Here is a 19,481-nt window from a genome sequence, read left to right as displayed (position 1 = left end):
AATTATGAATATTAAAAGAGTAAGAAGAATTTCATCAGAAATCAAAAAAGTTATTTCAAGTTCTATAATTAATTCACTAAAAGATCCTAGGATTGACAAACTAAATGTTTCTGTTACAGACGTAAAAGTAACAAATGATTTGAGTTTTGCTACAGTATATATTGCGGTAATAGGCGATGATGAAAAGAAAAAACAAACTCTTGAAGGATTGAATAAAGCAAAAGGATTCTTAAAAAAACAAATTGGTGAAAGTGTAGATTTAAGACATGTACCACAACTGATTTTCAAAATTGATGAAACTAGTGAAAAAAGTATGCATATTGAAAATCTAATAAAATCAATTCACGAGGAAAATTATAATGAAGATTAATAATGAAATCTTGAAATTTAAAGAGCAATTGAAGGATGCAAATTCAATTGCTCTAATTTCTCACTTAGACCCAGATGGTGATAACTTAGGCTCATTAACTGCTTTATCAAAAAGTTTACTAAATTTAGGGAAAAAGGTATATCCAATTGAGTTTGACAAAATTCCTGAAAATTTAAAATTTCTTCCTAATTTGGATTTGTTATCAGATAATACAGATATTAATATTAATATGATAATTTGTCTAGATTGTGCTAATTATGAGAGATTAGGTAAGATTGATGAGTTATTTAACAAAGCAAAATACAGAATAAATATTGACCATCATCAAAGTAATGAGTTTTACGGTGACGTTAACATAGTAAAAAAAGGTTATAGTTCAACTTGCGAATTAGTATTTGATTTAATAAATGAAATTAATCTACCAATTGATAAAGAAATTTCCATGTCACTTTTAACAGGAATTTCAACTGATACTGGAAGATTTTTATATTCTGCTACAACTGCTGATACATTAGCTAAAGCTTCTAAATTAGTTGAATATGGTGCAGACATGATGAAAATCAATGAATTAATTTATCAATCAAAAAAATTTGAAGCACAACTTTTAGAAAATGAAGTTTTATCCAAGACTGAAATTTATAATGATTATGTTGCAATTGGTTTTGTAATGACAGATCAATTAAATAAGTATAATGTTGAAGTTTCAGATATTGACAGTGTAATTAATACTTTCAGAGATACTGACAAAATCAAAATATCAGTATTGGTTAAACAACAAACTGAAAATGAGTTCAAGGTAAGTTTTAGAAGCAAAGGTAATATTGATGTAGGATTAATTGCCAAAAATCTTGGTGGAGGCGGTCATAAGAATGCTGCTGCCACAAGAATTACCGGTGTTTATGACGCAGTGTTAAATAAAATAAAAGAAGAAATTGATAGATATGGATTGCGTAATTAATGTTTTTAAGGAAAAAGGATATACATCTCAAGATGTTGTTTCTATATGTAAAGGAATTTTAAAAACTAAAAAGATTGGACACGCTGGTACTCTAGATCCTGATGCTACTGGAGTTTTGTTATTAGGCGTTGGAAAAGGAACTAAAATAACAGAATATCTAATGCAATATGGTAAAACATATATATTTGAAATGGTTTTTGGTACAAGTACAGATACTCTTGATTTGTCTGGTGATGTCACAGGTTTTTCTGATAAAACATACGATAAAGAAAAATTAAAACAAATTTTAGATGATTTAAATGGTAAAACCATTGAACAAATACCTCCGATGTATTCCGCGGTTAAAGTAAATGGAAAAAAACTTTATGAATACGCAAGAGAAAATAAAGAAATTAAGAGGAAATCTAGAAAAATTACAATTTATAATATTAAACCATTACATCTTCTAGAAAATTCATGTATAATCAAAATTAGATGTTCTAAGGGAACGTATATTAGAGTTTTAATAGAAGATATTGCCAAAAAATTAGATAGATTAGCATACATGAAATCACTTATCAGAGTAAATTCTGGTGGTTTTGATATAAAAGATTCAATAAAAATAGAATCGCTTAGAAAATGTAATATTGACGATGTATCATTTTCAGTCTACGAAAGTTTAACAGAAATGAAATCTATAAAACTTGATGATAATTTATATAAAAAAATTACCAATGGTGTTAAAGTGAACATCAACCACAAAAACATTGATAATATCAAAGTAGTTTGTAAGAATAAATTTATTGGAATCGGCAGTATTGAAGATAATATTTTAAAAATGAATAAGGTATTTGACATATGCAAATAATTGATTTAGACAAAGATAATGTAAAAATTAATATTGATGCTATTACTTTAGGAAATTTTGACGGATTACATTTAGCACATCAAAAACTTATAAATAAATGTGTTAGCTTAGGTAAATCAGGGGTTATTATATTCAAGTCACATACTTCAGAAGTTTTAAAATACGATAAGTTTAAAAACATATTAACAACGGATGATAAAATAAATATATTAAAAAGAATGAATGTAGATTACTGCTTAATCAAGTCATTTGATAAAGCTTTTTTATCCCTTAAGCCTGAAGAGTTTTTAAATTATGTGAAAGAGCATACTAATTTCAAAAATTTAGTTGTGGGCAAAGATTTCAAATTCGGAATTAATGCATCTGGTAATGTATCTACTTTAGAAGATTTTCAAAAAGTTTTTAATTATAAGCTCTACACTATAGATGACCAATTTATTAAAAGTGTCCCTATTAGATCGACAACAATTCGTAAATTTTTAATGAGTGGAGACGTTGAGAATGCTAATTCAATGCTCTACAGACCATTTAGTATTAAGGGAGTTGTCGTCGACGGTAAACATAGAGGAAGAAATTTAGGTTATCCTACTGCTAATTTAGAATGTAAACAATATATTATACCAGCAGCTGGCGTTTATTATACTAATGTTATTTATGATAACAAAATATACAAAGGCATAACTTCTGTAGGAGAAAATCTAACCTACGATGAGCATGATGTAAAGATTGAAACTCATATTTTAGACTTTAAAGGTGATTTGTATGGAAAAATTTTGACATTAGTATTCATAAACAAAATAAGAGATAATGTAAAATTTAATTCTGAGATTGAACTTATCAATAAATTAAAAAGCGATTATAATTTTGCAAAAAACCAAGATTTAGATTTACATTTACAAGATTATATGATAATATAAATAAGTACTACTGTTACATTGATATTCGAAACCTCAACGATATCGCTGTAATGGTGAATATTAAATTTATGGAGGAAATTATGTACAACAAAGAAATCAAAGAAGAAATAATCAAAGAATACCAAACAAAAGAAGGAGACACTGGTTCTCCAGAAGTTCAAGTAGCTTTATTGACTTACAGAATAAACTACTTAACTGAACATTTAAAGTCTCATAAGAATGATCACCATTCAAGAAGAGGTCTTTTCAAAATGATCGGTAAAAGAAGAAATCTTCTTAACTATCTTAGCAATAAAGACATTGAAAGATACCGTGATTTAATTAAAAGATTAAACATTAGAAGATAATTGAAAGAGCGGGTTTTTCCGCTCTTTTTATTTATAAGGAGAATATATGATAAAAAAATATGAATATGATTTATGCGGTAAAAAAATAGAAGTTACGATTGGAAAAGTTGCTGAACAAGCTAATGGAGCATGTTTAATTCAATCTGGAGAAACTGTACTTCTAGTTACTGCTGTAGGATCAAAAGAGCCACGTGAGGGAGTTGATTTCTTCCCATTAACATGCGATTTTGAAGAAAAACTTTATTCTGTAGGAAAAATCCCAGGAGGATTTATAAAGCGTGAAGGTAGACCTAGTGAAAAAGCTACATTAACTGCTAGATTAATCGATAGACCTTTAAGACCATTATTCCCTGAAGGATATCATAATGATGTACAAGTTATAGCTACTGCACTTTCTGTGGATCAAGATAATACTCCCGATATTTTAGCTATGATAGGATCATCTATCGCATTGAGCATTTCGGATATTCCTTTCTTAGGACCTACTGGTTCTGTAGCCGTAGGAATGATTGATGGTGAATTTATTATAAATCCTACGCAAGAACAAAGAGATAAGTCTGATCTTGAATTAACTGTAGCTGGTACTAAAGATGCTATCATGATGGTTGAAGCTGGATGTAATAATATTACTGAAAAACAAGTGTTAAAAGCTATTCTTAGAGCACATGAAGAAATCAAGAAAATTTGTGAATTTATTGAATCAATTCAAAAAGAATGCGGAAAACCAAAACAAGAATTCGTTCAACCAGAAAAAAATGTAGAGTTAGATGAAGAAGTAAAATCATTCTGTATTGAAGATTTAAAGAAAATTACAGTTAATGAAGATAAATTAGATAGAGAAGATCACATTAATACTCTTAAAAAAGATGTAGTGAATCATTTTGTTGAAAAATATGATGAAAGTATAGCTTCAAAAGTTTCTACTATATATGATGATTTAGAAAAAGCAGAAGTAAGACGTTTAATATTAGAAGATCATATCAGACCTGATAATAGAAAACTTGATCAAATTAGAGAAATAACTTGTGATGTTGATATATTACCTAGACCACATGGTTCAGGTTTGTTTAAAAGGGGTCAAACTCAAGTTTTATCTGTTACAACATTAGGAACTCCATCTGATGCACAAGTATTAGATGGATTAATTGAACAAGAAGATAAAAGATATATGCATCAATACAACTTCCCACCTTATTCTGTAGGGGATGCAAGACCTTTAAGAAGTCCAGGTAGACGTGAAATTGGTCACGGCGCTTTAGCTGAAAGAGCTCTATTACCTGTAATTCCATCAGAAGAAGAATTCCCATACACAATAAGAGTAGTATCTGAAGTATTAAGTTCTAACGGTTCTAGTTCTCAAGCATCTGTTTGTGGCTCAACACTTAGTTTATTAAATGCAGGTGTTCCAATAAAAGAACCTGTTGCAGGTATTGCCATGGGATTGATTAAGGAAGATGATAATGTTGTAATTCTCTCTGATATTCAAGGTTTAGAAGATCACTTAGGAGATATGGATTTTAAAGTTGCAGGTACAAAAGATGGTATAACTGCATTGCAAATGGATATTAAAATTACTGGAATTTCTGAAGAAATATTAACTGAAGCTTTAGAAAGAGCTAGAGTTGGTAGACTTCATATATTATCATTAATGAACGAATGTATAAGTGAACCAAATAAAGAAATTTCAAAGTATGCTCCTAGAATTATGGTAATTAATATTGCACCTGAAAAAGTAAGAGAAGTTATTGGACCAGGTGGAAAAGTCATAAACAAAATTATTGATGAGACTGGCGTGAAAATTGATACCGAAGATGATGGTAAAATTACAGTAGCTGGTGAAAACACTGAAAGTGCTCAAAGAGCCATAGATATGATTAAAGAAATAGTTAGAGAACCTGAAGTCGGTGAAAAATATTTAGGAAGAGTTACTAAGATTATGAATTTTGGTGCTTTTGTTGAAATATTACCTGGAAAAGAAGGTCTTCTTCACATATCTAATATAGCACATGAAAGAACTAATAAAGTTGAAGATGTTTTAAAAGAAAACGATGAAATAATGGTAAAGCTTATGGATATAGATGAACAAGGTAAGATGACACTGTCCAGAAAAGCTCTTTTACCAAAACCAGAAAGAAAAGAAAAGAAGAATTTTGATAAAAAATCTGAAGATAAAAATATAGAAGATAAATAATTAATAGTTGAGTAATATATTACTCAACTATATTTTTGAAAGGGGACATTATGAAAGTTAAAATAATTAATAAATCTAATAACCCTCTACCAAAATATTCAACAATTGGGTCTAGTGGTATGGATTTGAGAGCTTATACTGAAAATGATATAACTTTAAAACCACTTGAAAGAACTCTTGTACCTACTGGAATATATATTGCGATTCCAGAAGGTTATGAGGTTCAAATCAGACCAAGAAGTGGTTTGAGTATTAAACATGGAATAACTCTGATAAATTGTGTTGGTACTATAGACAGTGATTACAGAGGAGAATTAAAAATTCCTGTAGTCAATTTGTCGAATGAGGAATATACAATTTCATCTGGGGATAGAATTTGTCAAATGATACTTCAAAAATACGAAAATATTCAATTTGAGGAAGTTGAAGTACTAGATGAAACAGATAGAAATGATGGCGGATTTGGCCATACAGGCTACTAATTATGGCTAGAAATACTAAATCACGAAACAAAACTCAATCAAAATCTAATAGCAAAAAAAATGCTAAATCTTCGACAAAATTAATAATTATATTAGTGTTAATTATTTCACTTATTTTTATGGCTAGTAGCAGAGTTGGTGTTTTGGGAATTATTGTAAAAAATATATACTTTAATACTTTTGGCATCTTTTCATACGTTTTTATATCATTAGGTATACTGTATACAATATCGACGATATCTGATATAAACCATGGAAATAAACTAAGAAAAATTACTTATATATTGGCTGTTTCTTCAATTTTCGTAATGAGTTTAATTAGTATATCAAACTATCCAAATCTTAATATTAATCAAAGGATTGATTTGAATTTAAATTTAGCAAATGACTACAGTGGTATTGGAGTAATTGGAGCTATTATAGCATCAATATTAAACATTGCTATAGGCTACATAGGTTTATATGTTGCACTCGTTTTTTGTTCTTTGTTTTTTATATCTGCAATAATGAATTTAACTTTAAAAGAGTTATTTCAAGAATTTTTTACTTTTGTTAAAAAGACATTTATAGATATAAAAACAAAAAATAAAAAGAACAAAAAAAATAAAAGTATCGAAAAATCACACGAGATTAAGCAAAATAAACCTATAAAAGAAAGAATTTCTAAAAATCCTATTAAAGAAAAGTCTGATTTAAATAAATCTATAGAATATGAACCTCCAAAACCAAAACTCAACGATTATAAATCGAATGAAAAAGAATCTGGAGAACAACTATCTGTTATAGACTTTGGTGAATTCTCTGGACAAAGTAATTATACTTTTCCTCCATTAGAACTTTTGAAAAATGCGGAATATGCGGAGGATAATGATGATTCTGTATTACAGAAAGCAAAGATGATTGAAGAAACTCTAAAAAACTTTTCAATAGATGCGACTGTTGTTCAGATTGATAGAGGTCCTACTGTTACTTGCTACGAATTAGAGCCTAAAGCAGGCGTCAAAGTTTCAAGGATAGTTAATCTGGCAGATGACTTATCACTTTCATTGGCTACTAGTGGAATTAGAATACAAGCTCCAATTCCCGGTAAATCTGTAGTAGGAATTGAAGTAGAAAATGACGTTAAAAATTCTGTAATGTTAAAAGAGATTTTAATGTCTGATAATTTTGTAAAAGAAAAATCAATGATGCCAATAGCTTTAGGAAAAGATATTTCTGGGAAATGTATTGTAACTTCTGTTGATAAGATGCCACACCTACTTATAGCAGGAGCTACTGGTAGTGGTAAATCTGTTTGCATCAATACCATAATAATGAGTATTTTGTATAAGTCAAATCCAAATGATGTAAAACTTATATTGATTGATCCAAAAGTTGTAGAATTGAGCATATATAACAATATCCCACATCTTGCTATTCCAGTTGTTACGGATCCAAAAAAAGCAAGTGCCGCTTTAAATTGGGCTGTAAGAGAGATGGAAAGAAGATACCAAATATTTTCAGAGAATCATGTTCGAGATATCAAAGCTTACAATAAGAAAAATAAAAATGATGAACTTGAAAAACTACCTTATATTGTTATTATAATAGATGAGTTAAGTGATTTAATGATGGTCTCAGCAAATGATGTTGAAGATGCTATTTGTAGACTAGCTCAAATGGCAAGGGCATGTGGTATCCATTTAATCATTGCAACTCAGAGACCAACAGTGGATGTAATTACTGGTACAATAAAAGCAAATGTACCGTCTAGAATTTCTTTTGCTGTTAGTAGCCAAATAGATTCTAGGACTATTTTAGATCAATCTGGTGCAGAAAAGCTTATAGGAAGAGGGGATATGTTATTTTTCCCATCATCAATGGCAAAACCTAGTAGAGTTCAAGGCGCTTTTATTTCTGATGAAGAAGTAGACAATGTGGTTAAATTTTTAATAAATAAAAATGAAACTAATTATAAAGAAGAAATCATAGAAGACATAGATAAATCAGAAAGTATAGATCTTGAAGATGACGATACAGATATTCTATTTACAGATGCTGTAGAAATGATTTTGAAAGAAGATTCTGCATCAATTTCTCTATTACAAAGAAAATTAAAAATAGGATATGCTAGAGCGGGAAGAATTATAGATCAAATGGAAGAAAAAGGTATTGTTGGTCCTAGTGAGGGAAGCAAGCCTAGAAAAATTTTAATACCTAAAGATTATTTAGAAAGACGTGATTGATATGAATATTGCAAATAAGTTCACAACATTAAGAGTAATTTTAATACCATTTTTTGTAGCATCATTACTGATATTCAAAACAGACAATTATATACCTGCGTTAATATTTATAATCTCTGCAATAACAGATTTTATTGATGGTCAACTCGCTAGAAGGAAAAATTTAGTTACTACATTTGGAAAGTTTATGGATCCATTAGCAGACAAAATGTTGAGTTGCAGTGCATTAATTGTCCTAGTACAACTAGGAAAAGTTCCTGCATGGAGCGTGGTTATAGTTGTATTAAGAGAACTTACTATTAGCGGTTTCAGAATATTAGCTGCATCTAATGGAGTTACATTAGCAGCAAGTTATTGGGGAAAATCAAAAACTATGACACAATTTATCGCTATTGTTTTAATTTTAATTAATACTGCGGATAAATTAGGGTTTGCTTTAGATATGTACCTATATTATATATCGATTGTATTAACTGTAATCAGCTTATGTGATTATATTTTTAAGAATGTTAATGTATTAGATTTAAAAAATATATAATTATTTTTTGGTTTGTGGTATAATAAACACAAGAACTTATGTTCTGTTTAATTTTTAGGAGGTAGTCATGGATTTTGCTAATGGATCTGAAAAAGATCAAGCTTTAAGAGAAGCTTTTGCAAGCATTGAAAAACAATTTGGAAAAGGCTCTATAATGAAACTCGGAGATCATGTTCAAAAAGATATCGAAGCTATTCCTACTGGAGCTATAAATTTGGATGTTGCCTTAGGAATAGGTGGCTTACCAAGAGGTAGAGTTATTGAGATTTATGGACCTGAATCTTCTGGTAAAACAACTTTGGCACTCCATGTAGTTGCTGAAGCACAAAAGATGGGTGGTACTGCAGCTTTTATCGATGCTGAACACGCATTAGACGCAATTTATGCTAAAAACTTAGGTGTAGATACAGACAATCTTATCATTTCACAACCAGATACAGGTGAACAAGCTTTAGGAATATGTGATTCTCTTGTAAGAAGTTCTGCTGTAGATATTATTATCATTGACTCTGTTGCAGCACTAGTTCCAAGAGCTGAAATAGAAGGAAATATGGGAGACAGCCATGTTGGTCTACAAGCAAGACTAATGTCTCAAGCTTTACGTAAATTAACAGGTGTTATTTCCAAGAGCAATTGTACAGTTATTTTCATTAACCAACTTAGAGAAAAAGTTGGAATAATGTTTGGTAATCCAGAAGTTACAACGGGTGGTAGAGCTTTAAAATTCTATTCTTCAGTTAGAATTGAAATTAGAAGAGGAGAAGCTATTAGAAAAGGTGACGATATTGTTGGAAATCGTACTAAAGTTAAAATCGTCAAAAACAAAGTAGCACCTCCATTTAAACAAGTAGAATTCGACATTATGTACGGAGAAGGTATTTCTAAAATAGGTACAATATTAGACTTAGCCACTGACTGCAAAGTTGTAAAAAAAGCAGGTGCTTGGTACAGTTATGAAGATGAAAAATTAGGTCAAGGTAGAGAAAACTCCAAAGTATTTTTAGAAGAAAACCCAAAAATACTTGAAGAAATTATCGATAAAACTTATGAATTTTATGGATTAAGATCAAAAGAGGATTCGGAGGCTATCAAAAAAGAAAATAACGATGATATAAAAGACAAATCGAATAACGAAATAAGTGAGGATGAATTAGACTAGGGCAAGTATTACTTGCCCATTATTTCTATTATGAAGATATTATTTTTTACAGATACACATATAAAATCTAGAAATCCTAGATCTAGAATTGACGATTACGAAGATTCTATTTATAAAAAAATTGAAGAAATAAGAGAAATATCAATAAATGAAAATGTTGACATGATACTTCACGGTGGAGATTTGTTTGATAAAGCAGATGTTGGAATAAAAACAGCATCTAAATTTGGTAAATTATTTCAAACTTTTCCGAAGAAAATTCACATAATAAGTGGGAATCATGATATATATGGTTATAATCCAAACTCTATAGATAGAGCTATGATGGGACTATACAATTCATTAGATGTATTAGAACTAGTTGAAGAAGATAATCCTATTATCATGGAAAGGGATGGTTTGAGGGTTCAAATATCTGGCCAACCATATACTCATGATATTGATTCATCTGATAAATCCTATTATTATCCTAAAAGATTAGATAATGTAGACTATCATATACTAATGATACACAGCTTTTTATTGTATAAGAAATTTATTGAACAAATTGAGTATACTTTAATCGATCAAATTATGGATACTGATTGTGATATTGTTTTAAGTGGTCACTATCATACTGGATTTAAAACTGTAAAGGTCAATGAAAAGTTTTTTGCAAATCCAGGAAGTATTGCTAGAATGACTAATACTGAATCAGAAAGAAAAAGAATACCTAAGGTCTTGATAATCGAACTTACAAAAAATGATATCAAAATTGAAGAAATTTTTCTAAAAAGTGCTAAAAATAGTAGTGAAATTTTTTCTAATGATAAATTAAACCCGTATTCTATTAAAAACAAAAGCCTACTAGATATAAAAGAAAGACTATCAATGTTATCAAGCAATCCGATTATAGACATCAATAACAACTTAAAATCCATAGGAAGAGAAATGAAAATAGATGAAGAAATTATTGATGAAGCCATAAGGAGAATAGAATAATGTATATTACCGATATATATTTAACTAATTTTCAGTCATACGAACAAGGTCATTTTGAGCTTTCAGAAAAAGTAAACTTAATTACAGGTGCTTCTGATAGTGGGAAAACCGCCTTGATAAGAGCTCTATCATGGGTCTTATTCAATGATTACACAACGGATTTATTAATCAGAAATGGATACAATAATGTTGAAGTCAAAATTGTATTTAACAACGGTAATTTTATTTTAAGAGGTAGAAAAGGTAATACTAATTATTACTACATTAAAAACAATCCTGATAGTGAAGATATTAAGAAATATGAAAACTTCGGTAGAGAAATACCATCAGAAATTCAAAATGATTTTCTTTTTAAAAAAGTTAATCTCTTGAACGAGAAATACAATATTTTAATCGCTTCACAATTAGAAAATTCATTTTTACTGTCAGAAACAGATTCTACAAAAGCAAATGCTATCGGGAAACTAGTAAATATTGATATACTAGACAATGCATCCAGAAATGTCTCAAGAGAAATAAAAAGCACAAAAGGAGAATTAAATTTTAAAAAAAGTTTTATCAACGAAAAAGAAGAATCTCTAAATAAATATGATTATTTAAATGAAGAAAAAATAAAAATTGACAACCTAAAAGTTTTATACAATAATTTAGCCAAAAATTTTGAAAAATTAAATATATTGAAAACATTATCCATTAAACTTTCTGAATTAAATGTCAGGATTAAAAATGGTTATAAATACTTAGATAAATACAAGGGACTAGATATTTGTTCAGAAACTTTGCAGAATACAGAAGATAATATTTCTTCCTTCTCAAAACTTAATCAATTATATGAGTATTATCAGCAAATAATAAAAGGTATCAAATCTAGTAATGTAAAATTGAATAATTTAAGATATACGGATTTGGTATCAGAAATTATTGATAGCATCGATAAAAATCTTACACTATTGAAGTTTTTAAAACCATTACATGAAAGATTTACTTATGTAAATAGTAGTTTTAAAAATTATGAAAGTAAATTAGAAAAATTTAAACAAGTGCATAAATCCTATAATATCTTATTAAATACTCAAAATGATATCCAAATTTTAAATCAGTTATCTAATTTAAATGAAAATTACTATAGAATTAACCAAGAAATAAGGGATAATAGTCAGGTATTAACAAGTATTAATACATCTAAAGTATCAGAATTAACAAATAGAATTGATAGAAACAAAGAAAAATATATACAACTATATAAACTTAACATTTCATATCTAAAAATTAATAAAATCATTTTAGACCAAAATGATAAATTAGATAAATTGAATTCTATCAATAATTTACAAATTATATTATTAAATATTAACAAAGCTTTCGAATTGTTAACCAAACTAAAAATAATAAAAAACACCTTAGATGAAAAACAAGAGATTTATCAACAGAATACTATACTATTAGCTGAATGTAATTTTTTAATAGATGACTTGATAAATAAATACAAAGAAAATCTTTACAAAGAAAAAATATGTCCATTTTGTCTAAGTGAAATAGATGAAAATCATGTTACTCAAATAGTAAAGGAGTTAAGGAAATAATGAATACTAATGAACGTTTTAACAACATAAAAGAAAGACTTGATAAAGCTAAAGAAGAAAAAAATAGAGCCGAAATTGCGTTAGAAAATTTAGAGAAGCAAAAAGAAGATATACTTAACCAGTTGAAAGAATTAAATATAGATCCTGAAAATCTTGAATCAGAAATTACTAAACTTCAAAATCAAATCGAACAAGATTTACAAAAAGCTGAGGAGCTTCTTCCTGATGCAAAAATTTGATTTAACTCAAATTCAATCCAAAATCACTTCTCTGGAAATTAAGTATCAAAGTGAATTAGCGGTAAAAAAATCAATAGAAGAAGAAATATTAGCTACAAAAAAAAGCATTGATGCCCTTGAAAAGCAAATAGAAAAACTTGAGATCATCAAAATGCTCTATGACAAGACTTCAGAATATTCAAGAGAACAAGCTAAAATTCAAATAGAAAACCTTGTAAGTAGATGTTTAAGTTATATTTTTGAAAAAGAAATGAATTTTAAAATCGAAATAAAAATTAAAAATAACAATCCTTCTGCCAAGTTTTTTATAGAAGAGGACTTGGATATTGATGGTGAGATCAAAACTTTTACCTACGATATTGTCGATGCTAGAGGTGGGGGAGTAGTAGACATAGTTTCTTTGGCACTAAGAATTTCTTTTATCATGTTGTATGAGAATAGTCTTGCCAATATTATTGTACTTGATGAACCTTGTAAGCATGTTAGTGAAGACTATATACACAATGTAGCAAATTTTATCAATGAAATTAGTGAAGAATACAATAAACAAATTATAATGATTTCCCATAACGCTCACTTATCTGCTATTGGAGATATTAACTATAGAATTACAAATAGAAATAATACATCTGAAATAGATGTTATATAATTTTCTATTATATATCTAAATATTGACAATCAACGGTATTTGTACTACACTAAAAGAGTAAATTTATCCAAAAGATTTATTTAATGAATATTGAAAATTGAATAAAGGGGGTGTATTTATGAGCACCGCGACATCTTTAATAATTGGTATTCTTGCTGCAATATTAGGTATTGTAATAGGTTTCTTTTTGAGAAAAAGCATGGCTGAGAAAAAAATCAGAAGCGCTGAAGATTATGCTGTTAAAATAATTGAAGATGCAAACAAAGATGCTGAAGCTAAGAAAAAAGAACTATTAGTAGAAGCAAAAGATGAAATCTTTAAGATGAAAAGTGATTTAGATCGTGAAAACAAATCTCGATTGAAAGAAATCAGTCGTCAAGAAGATAGACTTAATTCTAAAGAAGAAAATTTAGAACGAAAAAATGCATCATTAGAGAAGAAACATAAAAAGCTAGATTCAGAATTAAAGAAAGCTGACGATATGCAACAAAAAATTCAATCCATAATAGATGAAAAGGAATTAGAATTGGAAAAAGTTGCAGGATTAACAAGCGATGAAGCCAAGGACATTGTTCTTGATAGAGTTAAATCTGAAACAATACGTGAGCAAGCTGCTATTATTAAAGAAATCGAATCCAAAACTAAGGAAGAATCTGAAAAATTTGCAAGAGAAATCATTAGTACATCAATTCAAAGATATGCTGCAGATCAAGTAGCGGAATCTACTGTGTCTGTTGTTAATTTACCTAATGATGATATGAAAGGTAGAATCATTGGTCGTGAAGGTAGAAACATAAGAGCATTTGAAACTTTAACAGGTGTAGATTTAATAATTGATGATACTCCAGAAGCTGTTGTATTATCAGCTTTTGATCCTGTAAGACGTGAAATTGCAAGAATCGCTTTAGAAAAACTTATAGTTGATGGAAGAATTCATCCTACTAGAATTGAAGAAATGGTTGAAAAAGCCAAGAAAGAAGTAGATAATACTATAAGAGAAAAAGGCGAAGAAGCTTGTGATGAAACTAATGTACATGGTTTACATCCAGAATTGATTAAAATTCTAGGTAAACTACATTACAGAACAAGTTATGGACAAAATGTTCTTAAACATTCTATTGAGGTATCTAATATCGCTGGAATGCTTGCAAGTGAACTAGGAGTAAACGTGAAATTAGCTAAAAGAGGTGGATTACTTCACGATTTAGGAAAAGCAATTGACCACGAAATCGAAGGACCACACGTTGAACTAGGCGTTAACGCCGCTAAAAGATTCAAAGAGCCTAAAGATGTTATCAATTGTATTGAGGCTCATCATGGAGATGTTGAACCGACATGTATCGAATCTATATTAGTTCAATCTGCTGATGCAATATCAGCAGCAAGACCTGGAGCTAGACGTGAATCTATGGAAAACTATATCCAAAGATTAGAAAATCTAGAACAAATAGCTAATTCATTTGATGGTATTGAAAGTTCTTATGCTATACAAGCCGGTAGAGAAATCAGAATTATGGTTAAACCAGAAGTTATTGATGAAAGCGCTATGGTTATATTAGCAAAAGATGTAGCTCATAAAATTGAAAGTGAATTAGAATATCCTGGACAAATTAAAGTAAATGTCATAAGAGAAAATAGGGTATCTGATTACGCAAAATAGGAATTAACTTAGAAGGTCAACATTTGTTGACCTTCTTCTAATATGAAAAACTTTAAAAGGATTTAAAAATGATTGATATGCACGTGCATTCTACAGAAAGTGATGGAAGATTAAGTATTGAAGTAATTCAAAAAACTGCAAATAAAAATCATATAGATGAAATTGCAATTACTGATCATGATATTTTAATGTCTGCTGATCCAGAACTTTGTAATACTAACATCATTAAAGCTGTAGAATTTGGTATAACTTACAAAAACAAAGAAGTACATATTCTTGGGTATTATGTAGATAGTTCCAATGAAAACTTACGAAAAATTTCTGAATTAGCCATAAATGATAGAGCAAATAGAATTGATATTTTTGAGAAAAATTTTGCTAAATTCAGAATCAAAATTGACAAAGAAAAAGTCCTAAATTATAGTAAGGATAAAGTTTTTTCTAGAAGTAATTTAGCTCAATATTTAGTAGATATTAATATATGCAAAAATAAAAACGAAGCTTTTAACGAATATTTATCTCCAAAAGGTAAATGTTATGTCGCAAAAAACTTCACATCACTACAAAACATTATTGATTCTATAAAATCAGCTAATGGAGTATGTGTTTTAGCACATCCTATAACATTGAATGATGATAATATTGTAGATGATATCATAGAAATGGGTATTGATGGAATTGAAGTAATTAATTCAAAGCATTCATTTACTGATATCAAAAAATATTTAAATATAGCTATAAAAAACAAACTAATATATACAGCAGGAAGCGACTGTCATGGAAAGCAGTTTGATGGTAACTATTTAATGGGAAATTTTGCATTAAATTATACAACACTTAAATCTATAAAAAAACTACACGAATTAAGGAGCAATTATGTTATCAAATAAAATTAACAGTATAAATCCATCTTTAACACTTGAGTTGAGTGCTAAAATTAATAAATTAAAAAAAGAAGGAATAAAAGTCTATAACTTTACAGTTGGAGAACCAGACTTCAAGACTCCAAGATATATAATTGATAAAACTTTAGAGTACTTGGATAACGGAATTGTGAGATATACTGATACTAGCGGAATACCTAATTTACGAGAAGAAATAAGTTTAAAACTTAACAAATGTAATCATATAAAATGCGATAAAGATTCTATAGTTGTATCCACTGGTGCTAAACAAGCAATAGTTAATAGCTTATTTGCATTAACAAATCCTAATGATGAAGTTCTTATACCATCTCCATATTGGTTAAGTTATCCTGAAATGTGTAAATTAACAGATTGTAAGCCTGTCATTTTACCATATAACGAAAACTTCAAAGTCGATGTCGATATATTAAACCAATATAAAAACTCAAACATTAAATGTCTTATATTAAATAATCCTTCTAATCCTACAGGAGTTATCTATTCAGAAGAAGAATTACTTAGTATTGGTAATTGGGCTGTCGAAAATAATGTATATATTATATCTGATGAAATTTACGAAAGATTATCATATGATAAAGATTTTATAAGTATAGCCTCATTATCTGATGAAATTAATGAGATAACAATAACAATTAATGGTTTTTCAAAGGCTTATGCAATGACTGGATTTAGGTTGGGATATTCTTGTAGCACTAATGAGGTCTCTAAGCTCATAAAAAGACTTCAAGGACATATTACATCCAATGCTAATACATTGAGCCAAATAGCCGGTTTAACAGCGTTAAAAGACGAATCTGATGAAGTAGAGCAAATGATTGGTGAATTTAAGTCCAGAAGAGACTATATAGTATCCAAACTAGATGAATTTGACATAGAATATATTTATCCAGCAGGAGCATTCTATATATTCATTAAAATAGATCAATTTTATAATAGTACAATTAATAATTCTTTAGAATTATGTAATGAATTGCTTTCCAAATATAACGTTGCATTCGTACCAGGTATTGTTTTTGGAGACGACAAATATATTAGAATGAGCTATGCAACAAGTATTGAAGACATTAAACAAGGATTAGAAAACTTAAAAAATTTTATAGTAGATCAAAAAATATAGCAAATTTTAATTGCTATATTTTTTTGACAATAGAGGAGGTTTTTGATAAAATTACAATGTCACAAAATAATAATTTTGTGACATTGTATATGAAAAATTTGGAGGTACTATGAACTATGAATAGCTATCCTATGATACTTATGGACTTTTTAGACTACTTAGAAACTATTAAAGGACGTTCGTCAAATACAGTTAAAGAATATGCTTACGATATCAATTTAATGATTAAATACATTATAGCGCGTAAGCAAAATATAAAATTAAAATCATTTGATGATATTGTTCAGATTGATTCTTCTAATGTAGATTTGAATTTTTTCAAAAATATTGATGTTATTGATCTGCATTCTTTTATGGGATTTTTAGATCATAATAGATCCAATGGTTCGTCTACACGCAGTCGTAAAACTTCTAGTATCAGAACGTTTTATAAGTATCTTATCAATATTAGAAAACTTGATATAATAAACCCTGCAGAACTCTTAGATTCGCCAAAAAAAAATATTAGACAACCAGTATATCTTACTCTAGATGAATCACTAAATTTACTTAAAGTTATACTACGTGAAAAAGATGAAGAAATAAAAGCTCGTGATTACTGTATTACAGTGTTATTTTTAAACTGTGGCATGAGACTATCAGAGCTTAGTAGCATAAACATCGATCATATAAAAACAAATACATTGAGAGTTATCGGTAAAGGAAACAAAGAAAGAACTGTTTATCTAAATGATATGTGTTTAGATGCTTTAGATAATTATCTTAAAATAAGACCAGAAATCGATAATGACGCACTATTTATCAGCAAAAAAAGAAATCGAATGAGCAATCGTGCAATACAGTACAGAATAGAACATTATTTAAAAGTTGGTGGATTTGACACTAGTATATACAGTGTTCATAAATTACGCCACACAGCAGCTACTTTAATGTATCAATATGGTGATGTCGATATAAAAGTATTACAAGAGATTTTAGGACATGAATCAGTGTCAACAACACAAATTTACACACATGTAGATAATAATAGTTTAAGAAATGCAGTAAATAAGAACCCTCTTAATAGCTTGAACAACGATTTAAAAAATAATAAGTAAGAAAAACAAAAAGATCAAGACATGCGCTTGATCTTCATTACTGTTATTAGATAGTATTAGGAGTATAACAGTATCTTATTTATTTATTAAAGGTATGTTCAAATGTTCGCCTACTTTAATTGAGCTACCCTCTATAAATCTATTGTATTGTTTTATTATAGATATAAATTGTCTTGTACTCATATTATCTGGTTTGAATTTTATAGAAATTTTCCATAATGAATCTGATGGTTCTACGATATAATACTCAGTGTTATATTCTTGATTCTGATAATTACCATAACTAAGATTAGACGTTAATACTAAAATCATCAAAGACAATGCTACAAAACAAATCGATATAAATCTAAAAAATTTGAACTTATTTGTAATTTTATATTTTTTCATATTTCCTCCCGTTCAGAAACTATTTTCTGTACATATGTTCTATGTTTTTATTCTACAACATATGTTCTTATATGTCAACAAAAATTTTTATGTTCTATTAAAAAAGGAAACAAATGTTTCATTTCTTGAAGAAATATGATATAATCAAGAAAAGAATAGAAAAGGAGTATATTAATGTACGATGATTTAACCTCTAAGCAAATAGAAATATTAAAATTTATAAAAAGATATATAGATTACAAAGGATATCCCCCTGCTATTCGTGAAATTGGTGATAGTTTGAATATCAATTCTACATCAACTGTTCATAACAATATTTTGAAATTAGAAATGAAGGGTTATTTAAGAAGAGATCCTTTAAAAAATAGAGCTTTAGAAATTATAGATAGTGTTTATGAAGAACAAGAAAACGAAATAAAAAAAGAGACTATAGATGTTCCTATTGTTGGAAAAGTTCAAGCTGGAATGCCAATTTTGGCCATAGAAAATGTCGAAGATACATTTCCTCTTCCTATTGAATATACATCACAAGGTGTAGTATTTATTTTGAAAGTCCAAGGAGAATCTATGATTGAAGATGGAATATTAAACGGTGATAAGATAATTGTACGAAAACAAAATACTGCAAATAATGGAGATATTGTCGTTGCATTAATGGATGAATCAGCAACTGTTAAAAGGTTTTACAGACATTCAGACCATATTGAACTAAGACCTTCTAATTCAACTATGTATCCTATTATTGTAAAAGATGTAGAAATTTTAGGAAAAGTTATTGGCCTATACAGAACTATTTATTAAATAATAC

General features: G+C 28.5%; 20 protein-coding genes. 19 read left to right on the top strand and 1 reads right to left on the bottom strand.

Annotated elements, in window-relative coordinates; genetic code table 11:
• Nucleotides 1-4 precede the first annotated feature (4 nt).
• The 18 genes from rbfA (at nt 5) to ABDJ34_RS01125 (ending at nt 18,286) form a co-directional block, all read left to right on the top strand.
• Complete coding sequence (gene rbfA, locus ABDJ34_RS01210; RefSeq protein ID WP_094208602.1) at nt 5-370, top strand: 30S ribosome-binding factor RbfA; 366 nt, start codon at nt 5-7, stop codon at nt 368-370.
• Complete coding sequence (locus ABDJ34_RS01205) at nt 360-1,328, top strand: DHH family phosphoesterase (RefSeq protein ID WP_412701104.1); 969 nt, start codon at nt 360-362, stop codon at nt 1,326-1,328. The genes rbfA and ABDJ34_RS01205 overlap by 11 nt, the downstream gene beginning before the upstream one ends.
• Nucleotides 1,312-2,175, top strand: coding sequence for a tRNA pseudouridine(55) synthase TruB (truB, locus tag ABDJ34_RS01200; RefSeq protein WP_412701103.1), 864 nt, complete (start codon nt 1,312-1,314; stop codon nt 2,173-2,175). The genes ABDJ34_RS01205 and truB overlap by 17 nt, the downstream gene beginning before the upstream one ends.
• Complete coding sequence (locus ABDJ34_RS01195) at nt 2,166-3,092, top strand: bifunctional riboflavin kinase/FAD synthetase (protein WP_412701102.1); 927 nt, start codon at nt 2,166-2,168, stop codon at nt 3,090-3,092. Before truB ends, ABDJ34_RS01195 begins: the two co-directional genes overlap by 10 nt.
• Nucleotides 3,093-3,172: 80 nt before the next feature.
• Nucleotides 3,173-3,439 (top strand): 30S ribosomal protein S15, encoded by a 267-nt coding sequence (rpsO, locus tag ABDJ34_RS01190; RefSeq protein WP_002838220.1) that lies wholly within the window; start codon nt 3,173-3,175, stop codon nt 3,437-3,439.
• Between the two features lie 46 nt (nt 3,440-3,485).
• On the top strand, nt 3,486-5,630 hold the full coding sequence (locus ABDJ34_RS01185) for a polyribonucleotide nucleotidyltransferase (protein WP_412701101.1): 2,145 nt from the start codon (nt 3,486-3,488) through the stop codon (nt 5,628-5,630).
• Between the two features lie 50 nt (nt 5,631-5,680).
• Nucleotides 5,681-6,112 carry a dUTP diphosphatase gene (dut, locus tag ABDJ34_RS01180; protein WP_094223464.1) on the top strand — a complete coding sequence of 144 codons (432 nt, stop codon included), beginning with the start codon at nt 5,681-5,683 and terminating at the stop codon, nt 6,110-6,112.
• A gap of 2 nt (nt 6,113-6,114) precedes the next feature.
• A complete protein-coding gene (locus ABDJ34_RS01175; RefSeq protein ID WP_412701100.1) occupies nt 6,115-8,337 on the top strand; it encodes a DNA translocase FtsK in 2,223 nt (740 codons plus the stop codon).
• Nucleotide 8,338: 1 nt separating this feature from the next.
• Nucleotides 8,339-8,875, top strand: coding sequence for a CDP-diacylglycerol--glycerol-3-phosphate 3-phosphatidyltransferase (gene pgsA / locus ABDJ34_RS01170; protein WP_412701099.1), 537 nt, complete (start codon nt 8,339-8,341; stop codon nt 8,873-8,875).
• 67 nt (nt 8,876-8,942) lie between these two features.
• The gene (gene recA / locus ABDJ34_RS01165; protein ID WP_412701098.1) at nt 8,943-10,034 is read left to right on the top strand and encodes a recombinase RecA; all 1,092 of its coding nucleotides are present in this window, start codon (nt 8,943-8,945) and stop codon (nt 10,032-10,034) included.
• A gap of 30 nt (nt 10,035-10,064) precedes the next feature.
• The gene (locus tag ABDJ34_RS01160) at nt 10,065-11,015 is read left to right on the top strand and encodes a metallophosphoesterase family protein (RefSeq protein WP_412701097.1); all 951 of its coding nucleotides are present in this window, start codon (nt 10,065-10,067) and stop codon (nt 11,013-11,015) included.
• Nucleotides 11,015-12,598, top strand: a complete 1,584-nt coding sequence (locus ABDJ34_RS01155) for an AAA family ATPase (RefSeq protein ID WP_353317166.1) — start codon at nt 11,015-11,017, stop codon at nt 12,596-12,598. The genes ABDJ34_RS01160 and ABDJ34_RS01155 overlap by 1 nt, the downstream gene beginning before the upstream one ends.
• Nucleotides 12,598-12,837, top strand: a complete 240-nt coding sequence (locus tag ABDJ34_RS01150; RefSeq protein ID WP_353317165.1) for a hypothetical protein — start codon at nt 12,598-12,600, stop codon at nt 12,835-12,837. The genes ABDJ34_RS01155 and ABDJ34_RS01150 overlap by 1 nt, the downstream gene beginning before the upstream one ends.
• Complete coding sequence (locus ABDJ34_RS01145) at nt 12,824-13,486, top strand: chromosome partitioning protein ParA (RefSeq protein ID WP_353317164.1); 663 nt, start codon at nt 12,824-12,826, stop codon at nt 13,484-13,486. The genes ABDJ34_RS01150 and ABDJ34_RS01145 overlap by 14 nt, the downstream gene beginning before the upstream one ends.
• Before the next feature lie 118 nt (nt 13,487-13,604).
• Complete coding sequence (gene rny, locus ABDJ34_RS01140; RefSeq protein ID WP_353317163.1) at nt 13,605-15,146, top strand: ribonuclease Y; 1,542 nt, start codon at nt 13,605-13,607, stop codon at nt 15,144-15,146.
• A 68-nt stretch (nt 15,147-15,214) separates the two neighbouring features.
• Nucleotides 15,215-16,036, top strand: coding sequence for a PHP domain-containing protein (locus tag ABDJ34_RS01135; RefSeq protein WP_412701096.1), 822 nt, complete (start codon nt 15,215-15,217; stop codon nt 16,034-16,036).
• Nucleotides 16,023-17,189 (top strand): pyridoxal phosphate-dependent aminotransferase, encoded by a 1,167-nt coding sequence (locus tag ABDJ34_RS01130; RefSeq protein WP_412701095.1) that lies wholly within the window; start codon nt 16,023-16,025, stop codon nt 17,187-17,189. Before ABDJ34_RS01135 ends, ABDJ34_RS01130 begins: the two co-directional genes overlap by 14 nt.
• A 116-nt stretch (nt 17,190-17,305) precedes the next feature.
• Complete coding sequence (locus ABDJ34_RS01125) at nt 17,306-18,286, top strand: tyrosine recombinase XerC (RefSeq protein ID WP_227905275.1); 981 nt, start codon at nt 17,306-17,308, stop codon at nt 18,284-18,286.
• Between the two features lie 75 nt (nt 18,287-18,361).
• Here the strand turns inward: ABDJ34_RS01125 and ABDJ34_RS01120 are convergent, their stop codons facing one another.
• Entirely contained in the window at nt 18,362-18,673 is a 312-nt protein-coding gene (locus ABDJ34_RS01120) for a LysM peptidoglycan-binding domain-containing protein (RefSeq protein ID WP_412701094.1), read from the bottom strand.
• Between the two features lie 174 nt (nt 18,674-18,847).
• Here ABDJ34_RS01120 and lexA point away from each other — a divergent pair, with 174 nt between their 5' ends.
• Nucleotides 18,848-19,474, top strand: a complete 627-nt coding sequence (gene lexA, locus ABDJ34_RS01115) for a transcriptional repressor LexA (RefSeq protein WP_002836400.1) — start codon at nt 18,848-18,850, stop codon at nt 19,472-19,474.
• Nucleotides 19,475-19,481 lie beyond the last annotated feature (7 nt).

It is taken from the genome of Finegoldia dalianensis (genome assembly GCF_046255015.1).
Lineage (GTDB): Bacteria > Bacillota > Clostridia > Tissierellales > Peptoniphilaceae > Finegoldia > Finegoldia magna.
Note: the sequence above shows the minus strand (reverse complement) of the source record. Positions and strands in the feature narration are given on the sequence as shown.